Annotated in this window: 8 protein-coding genes; all 8 read left to right on the top strand. The window is 43.3% G+C overall.

All coding sequences use genetic code 11. From position 1 onward, the window contains the following. On the top strand, positions 1–1166 hold a 1166-nt coding region (locus ABWK04_01560), incomplete at its 5' end, for a hypothetical protein (protein ID MEZ0360573.1). Further along, positions 1163–1495 (top strand): type II secretion system protein, encoded by a 333-nt coding sequence (locus ABWK04_01555; GenBank protein ID MEZ0360572.1) that lies wholly within the window; start codon positions 1163–1165, stop codon positions 1493–1495. The genes ABWK04_01560 and ABWK04_01555, both read left to right, overlap by 4 nt. A 29-nt stretch (positions 1496–1524) precedes the next feature. Further along, positions 1525–2289, top strand: a complete 765-nt coding sequence (locus tag ABWK04_01550) for a hypothetical protein (GenBank protein ID MEZ0360571.1) — start codon at positions 1525–1527, stop codon at positions 2287–2289. Continuing rightward, the gene (locus ABWK04_01545) at positions 2273–2761 is read left to right on the top strand and encodes a prepilin-type N-terminal cleavage/methylation domain-containing protein (protein ID MEZ0360570.1); all 489 of its coding nucleotides are present in this window, start codon (positions 2273–2275) and stop codon (positions 2759–2761) included. Before ABWK04_01550 ends, ABWK04_01545 begins: the two co-directional genes overlap by 17 nt. A 38-nt stretch (positions 2762–2799) precedes the next feature. Beyond that, positions 2800–3741 (top strand): TIGR01212 family radical SAM protein, encoded by a 942-nt coding sequence (locus ABWK04_01540; GenBank protein MEZ0360569.1) that lies wholly within the window; start codon positions 2800–2802, stop codon positions 3739–3741. Then, the gene (locus ABWK04_01535; protein ID MEZ0360568.1) at positions 3738–4919 is read left to right on the top strand and encodes a cation diffusion facilitator family transporter; all 1182 of its coding nucleotides are present in this window, start codon (positions 3738–3740) and stop codon (positions 4917–4919) included. The genes ABWK04_01540 and ABWK04_01535 overlap by 4 nt, the downstream gene beginning before the upstream one ends. Continuing rightward, positions 4882–6156, top strand: a complete 1275-nt coding sequence (locus tag ABWK04_01530) for a dihydroorotase (protein MEZ0360567.1) — start codon at positions 4882–4884, stop codon at positions 6154–6156. Before ABWK04_01535 ends, ABWK04_01530 begins: the two co-directional genes overlap by 38 nt. Then, on the top strand, positions 6149–7000 hold the full coding sequence (locus ABWK04_01525) for a prephenate dehydrogenase/arogenate dehydrogenase family protein (GenBank protein ID MEZ0360566.1): 852 nt from the start codon (positions 6149–6151) through the stop codon (positions 6998–7000). Before ABWK04_01530 ends, ABWK04_01525 begins: the two co-directional genes overlap by 8 nt. Positions 7001–7243: the final 243 nt, after the last annotated feature.

Raw genomic sequence — 7243 nt, 5'->3', positions numbered from 1 at the left:
CACCCTTTTATGACCCTGTGAATGGCTTTTGTGTAATTTACACCACAGACAGAGAGGTAAGGGCGAGAAGAGTCAGGGACGGCTACGATGTGAGTCTTTTTAAGTTTGAGGAAGGTTATCAGTACACACCTTATGTGGAAGGTAGAGAAGGAGAACTTCGCCTGTTTATGTGGAGGCTTCCCAAAGGCAACCCCGCTGACATTTATGGCAAGTATAAACTCACCTTTCTGGTTTATAAAAACCCTTTTGACAAGCCTCTGGTAAGGTTGGAAAAGGACTACGAGCGCGTTTACACTTACATACAACCTGCGGTGTTAAAGGATAACACTCCTCTTTTCTTTTCTGTGAATATGCCACCTAAGGGTGAGGACGTTTACAAGGCGGATGGAGAACAGTTAAGTAAAAAGATAAACCTCGTTTACTCCTGGAAAGGGCAGGATATTAAAAAAGCTGTGGAGGATAAGGACAACGATTACATATACTCTCAGCTGTTTTCATCCCTTGCGGTTTCTGAGGATGGAGCTTTGGAAGTTTTTATGGATAAGAGGTATCTCATACCCCAACTTTGGGCGGTTTACGTCAAGGATGGCAAGACCGAATCCTTTGGTCCCTTAGAAGAGCCCTGGGTGGAAACGTCTTATCTTAGCAAGACCCTTTATCTTGGAAAGGGTATATTCAGGGTGTACTATCTGGTCAAAGACGATAAAAAGGGTGTGTGGTTTTTGAGAGCGAGGGATATAAAGGCTGACGCTCTGAACAATCCCTACAAGATAGCCAGCAGAGGAGAAAAAGAGGACAGGCTCAAATCCGCCCTTGAAAAGTTTGATAGCTGTCAGGTAAAGAATGATCTTGACTGTGTTTATTCCTTCTTTGACCCGGTTGGTCAAAAGCAGTACCCACTTGAAGTTTTCAAAAGAAACGCTGATGCTCTAAAAATAACCTTTAAGGATTACAAATGTAGCGGAAAGGTGGTAGGGAATACAAACATTGCGGTAGTTTACTGCACATACACTTACACCCTTCCACCTATGATAGGTAACGTGCCTGTTCCTGAAAATCGCAGAACCATTACAGAAAAGAACGTGAGGAGTTACTGGGTTTTCATAAAAGGAAACTGGAGATGGGCAATAGAGACAGTTCCGGGTTATACCGCCCTTCAGTGGTGAGAGGATTTACCCTCATTGAGGTAGTAATAGCCTTCACTATAGCCCTGCTGGCGATAGTTTTTCTCCAACATAGCCTGTCTTTGATCGCTCAAAGGCTCTATATTATGAAAAAGCAGGAGAGGGATCTTGAGGTGATATCCCACATACAGAACATCTTTAACGCTCAGCTTACGTCTCTGGCTACTCTGCTGGACCATAAGGATGTAGATGGAAAGGCCTGTCAGCTCATGTCTTATCAAAACTTCAATTACTATGTCTGTCCTCAGGACTTTGGTGTCCAGCGCATATACCTCACTAACGGCTACAGCTTCCTCATATATCCCAGATGAGAGGAAGCATAATCATATATGTCCTGTGGATGATAACCCTGCTGTCAGGACTCGTTTTCTTTACACTCTACCAGATAAGATACAGCTACACGAGAAGCTCCCATTTTGTTGATAACTGGACCTTTCTTTACGAAGCGAGGGCTTTGGCAGTTACAGCCGTCAATCTCGCATTAAAAGATCCAAGCATTCTAAGGCTGAACAGTCCTCTCCCTTACTACATATCAAATCGTAAGTATAGGGTTTACGTTTCTGCGGAAGAAGCTAAGATAAGTTTGCCTCTTATCAACGCAGATATACTCAAAAATCTCCTCCTTAATCTGGGTATGAGCGAGAACAAAGCAAAAGAGATTTCTGAAAATGTGATGTCCTTTCTGGGAAGAGGGACGAGTTATCAAGAAGGACCATCACCGCACGGGGATATATCCTCAATAACGGAGCTTTTTTACGTAAAAGGTATGGATAGGGAAACATACAAAGAGCTACAGAAGTATCTGACACCTGTGGCAACCCTTACCAACATAAATTACGCACCTGAACCCGTTCTCCTTGCACTTGGTCTTACAGATAGCGAAGTAAAGTCGGTCAAGGAACAGATAAAGATGTCTGGCTACATAAATCCCGAGTGGTTCCAGAACTTACTGGGTCCATCACGAAGCTACATAGCTTTGAGATTCCTTTATGTGCCAAATCCCATGTATTACCATGTCAAGGTAGTAAAGTATGAGCCTTTTTACGACGAAATGGATTTTATAGTAACTTCTTACGGTGAGGTGCTTGATGCGTGGCAAAACTAACGGTTTTACACTTATTGAACTTCTTATAGCTGTGGTAATATCTACCTTTGTGGCTCTGGCTCTCGCTGGCGTCTACAGGTCAGTACAAGATGTAAGAAAGAGGTTTATGACCTATGAACAAAACAGGAAACTTTACGAACTTATCTATCTGCTCCAAAAACAGCTTACCAACTGCAAAAGTCTTGAGCTTGACGGAAATACCCTATCTTACTACACCACTTTTGGCATTTCGGCTCCCTACGTTATGGTAAAACTTCAAGTATTAGGTAGTCTGATCACTTACTCGGAATCCAATCCATACGACCCTTCTGTGATTTACTTAAAGAGGGAACTGCACTCACCTTATGACTTCACGCTAAAATTGGGAAGGGATCGCCGTAGTGTGATGCTTTCTACAGGTAAAACCACTATAGATTTGTATGTGAGTTACAACAAGGTACCAACCTCATCCATATTTCTCAAACCTTTCTAATGCTTTCCTTTAAGAGTTCCGAGCATAAATTATTTTTCATGCTTGTGAGTGAAAAAATTCCTTATTTTTCTCTGAGAGACTACCTGAAAGAGCGCTATAAAAGGCGTGTACAAAAGATCACGGTCGCTCTTCCTTTTACTTGTCCTAACATAGATGGAACTAAGGCAACAGGCGGATGCACCTACTGTTTTTCGGGTACAAGACCTGCACACCTTGAGCCTTACAAACCTCTCAAGGAACAGATAGAGGAAGGTATAAAAAGGGCAAAGGACAGATATGGGAAGAACATACTGTTTTTCATCTATTACCAATCCTACTCAAACACTTACGGAGATTACGGATATCTCAAGTCTGTGTACGATACAGCTCTTGAGTTCGATGAGGTGGTGGGGATAGATGTGGGTACGCGCCCTGATTGCGCTCCAGAGTGGGTACTTGACCTTCTTGAGAGTTACACACAAAAGGGGCTTGAAGTGTGGGTAGAGTATGGACTTCAGAGTGCCAACTTCAGAACTCTCAGGTTCATAAACAGGGCGCACGGTATTTCGGACTTTGTGGATGCTGTGCTGAGGACCAAAAGGAGAAACTTAAAGGTTTGCGCTCACATCATCTTAGGGCTTCCTCATGAAGATGATCAAGACATGCTTGAAACGGGTAAGCTTCTTGTGAGTCTTCCCATAGACGGCGTCAAGATACATCCTTTGCACATTATAAAAAACACCAGGATGGCTGAGCAGTATTTGAAAGGCGAGTTTGGAGTCCTCAGTCTTGAAGAGTATGCAAAGAGAGCTGTTGATATTATAGAGATCCTTCCTCCAAATGTGGTGATACACAGACTCACCGGTGAGGTAGAACCTGAGAGGCTCATAGCTCCTGATTACTGCACTTATACAAAAAAGCAAGAAGTGATAAAAGCTATCTTGGACGAACTCCAAAGGCGAAAAAGCTATCAAGGTGCTAAAATACCTTTCAACAGATGAAAAAAGAACATTGGGCTTTGGTTTCGCTCTGCGTGAATGTCTTACAGTCAATTTTCAAGATGATAGCTGGATTTTTCACGGGCAGTCTCTCCATGATAGGCGAGTCTATACACTCACTGTCTGATTCCTTTGCCTCGTTGGTAGCCTACTTTACTTTGAGGTTTTCTGAAAGAAGGAGTGAGAGATTCCCTTATGGTCTTTACAAGCTTGAAAATGTAGGTTCTACAGTCATAGCCATATTTTTGCTACTTGCTTCTTACGAGATACTTCAGAGAGCCTTTCGATCCAAAGTGATCATAAAGGAAGAGTATATGGCTTTAGGTTTGGGCGTTGTGGTTTTCTCTCTGATTAGTTCTCTGGGTCTGTCCTTTTTGGAAAGGAAAGCTGGCAAAAGGCTGAACTCTCCTGTGCTTGTCGCTGATTCTTACCACACACTTACCGATGCCTTTGGTTCTTCTCTTGTCCTGATGAGCTTTCTGAGTTCTTATGCAGGATACCAGCTTGACAGATACTTTGCTGTAGGAGTGTCCGCACTTATAGTGTACACAGCGGTGAGCATACTAAGGAGAGAGGTATCCGTACTTCTTGACGTGTCAGTTGATGAAAAAACGCTAAATCGCATAAGGGACATAATACTGAGCTTTGGTGAGGTGAGCGAGATAAGGCACCTTTTTGTGAGGTCATCTGGTGGAAAACTTTTTGCGGATATAACTATCGCTGTGTCTGGCAGGGATTTTGTGAGGATTCACAGCGCGGTTGATAAGATTGAGGAGAGGTTAAAACGTGAACTTCCCGATCTTGAGTTTGTCTTTATACATTATGAACCTGTAGAAAATACCCAAACGGGTCTTGGGGTTTTAATAGATGCTGAAGGAAGTGTGAGCGAAAATTTTGAAAAAGCGAAGGGAGTGCTGATCTTCAGAAGCGGAGAAAGACCTGAAGTTATAAAAGAACTTCCAAAAAGGGAGCAGGATGTTGCTAAACTTCTCATGGATAAAGGTGTATCCATAATTATATGCGGACACCACCCTGAAAGTAGCGAAGCTAAATGGATCATAAGCAAGTGTGGAGGCTTCGTATGGGAAACTAACGAGAAGAACCCTTATATAGCTCTATCCGAGGTCACTTATAATTTTAGTCATGTCAAAACTGCTGATAAAAAGGGGCAGGATCGTTGATCCTTCTCAAAATCTTGATACTGTGATGGACATTCTCGTGGAGAAGGGCAAGATAAAAGCTATTGGAGAAAATCTCTTTGAACTTGAGGCACAGCTAATAGACGCTTCAGGCTTAGTGGTGTGTCCTTCCTTTGTAGATATACACGCACACTTACGAGATCCCGGAGAGACATATAAGGAAGATATAGAGAGTGCAAGCAGGTGTGCTGTGGCAGGAGGTTACACAACCTTAGTGTGTATGCCTAACACAAAGCCACCCATAGATAACCCCCATGTAGCCAACTATATAATACAAAAGGCAAAGAGCGTTGGACTGTGTTACATATTGCCTTCCGGAACTCTTACCAAAGGAAGGGAAGGCAGAGAGCTTTCTGACTTTTATGCACTCAAACAGGCTGGATGTGTAGCACTCACCGATGATGGTAGCCCGCTTATGGACTCAAGGCTCATGCAGAGAGCCCTTGAGCTGGCTGGACAACTTGGTCTTCTGGTGATGAATCATTGCGAGGATGACACCATCGCATACGGACATATTAATGAAGGGTATGTGAGTAGTCTTCTGGGTGTGGCATCAAGACCTCCCCAGGCTGAAGACATACTTGTGGCGAGGGATCTCATCCTATCTTACCATACTGGCTCTCCTTTGCACATACAGCACCTTAGCTCAGCGTTGAGTGTAGAGCTTATAAGGTACTTTAAAGGAAAGGGGGCAAAGGTTTCATGTGAGGTAAACCCTTATCACCTTGTCTTTACACAAGAGGAAGTACTAAAGTCAGGTTCACTTGCCAAAGTAAATCCACCTCTCAGAAGGGAAGAAGATAGACAAGCCTTACTGGAAGCGTTAAAGGATGGTACAATTGACTGCATAGCTACAGACCACGCACCCCATGCAACGTGGGAAAAGGGACAGATAGAAAAGGCAAAAGCTGGCATGATAGGGTTGCAGACAGCACTTCCTATAGCTTTAGAGCTTGTCAGACACGGACATATAAACCTCAGCAAAATGGTTGAACTTATGTCTTGCGCCCCAGCTAAACTTCTCAGACTTGAAGGTTGCGGAGCTTTAAAGGTAGGCTCTAAGGCAAACCTAACCATATTTGATCCCGAAAGGGAGTGGGTGTTGGATGAACGCACCAACTTTTCTAAATCCCAAAATACACCCCTTTGGAAGAAAACTCTCAAAGGGAAAGTAATATACACAATTTATGAAGGCAAGGTGGTATACAGCGATGCCTAAGAGAGTATGCGTAATAGGTGTGGGATTCATGGGTGGATCCTTTGCCTTAGCTTTAAGGGAACGCTACGCCGATTGTAAGGTTTTTGGTTTTGACATAAACCCTGAGGCTATCTCCAAAGCTTTATACCTAAAAGTCATTGATGAAGGGAGTGTGCATCTTGAAGATTTACTACCTTTTGAACCTGAACTGATAGTTCTCGCAACTCCTGTAGGAGCTTTTAAAAGTATTGGGAAAGCCCTTGCTTCCTTTGATCTTCCAAAAAGCTTAATAACTGATATGGGAAGCGTAAAAGGACACCTCGTTTATATGATGGAGGAATATTTGGGTGAAAGGTTTGTGGGAGGACATCCTATCGCAGGTACAGAAAAATCAGGCGTGGAAAATAGCGTCAGGGATCTCTTTAAAGGCAAAAAGTGCATACTGACACCTACAGGAAGAACGTCGCATCAAGCTAAGGAAAAAGTGAAAGAACTCTGGACGGATCTGGGATGTTTTGTGGAGGAGATGGATCCTTACCTTCACGATTACGTGTTTGGTGCGGTATCTCACATGCCTCACGCTGTAGCTTTTGCTCTCATAGATGCCATTATAAAACTTAGTAAAGATGGCGTTGATCTGTTTGAGTATCCGGGCGGAGGTTTCAAAGACTTTACGCGCATAGCTATGTCAGACCCCATAATGTGGAAAGACATATTCATAGAAAACAGGGAGAACATTATAAAAGCCATAGATATCTTCAGCGAATCCTTAAAAAGGCTCAGAGATCTTATAATTGACGCAAAAACTAAGGAACTGACCGAGTATCTTAGGGAGGCTAAAAAGCAAAGGGAGAGGGTAAAATGATGGTGGAGCGGAGGGGACTTGAACCCCCGACCTCCTACACGCCAAGAAGAGAGGCTATATCTTGAAAGCCTTGATAATTCAGGCTGAGCTGGGCTTCTCCTCTTTTTCCTGCCGAAATATTGACGAAATTTCCTCAAGGGCATTGACTATGTAGTCCTGTGTCAGATGCGCATACCTTTTTGTAGTTTCCACCTTCTGATGGTTCAGGAGCCTCTGAACTAAGTAAAGGTCTTTTGTCTGCAT

The organism is Hydrogenobacter sp., from assembly GCA_041287335.1.
In the GTDB taxonomy this organism is placed as follows: Bacteria; Aquificota; Aquificia; order Aquificales; family Aquificaceae; genus Hydrogenobacter.
The sequence above is the reverse complement of the archived record's forward strand: the minus strand, read 5'-3'. Positions and strand labels throughout refer to the sequence as shown.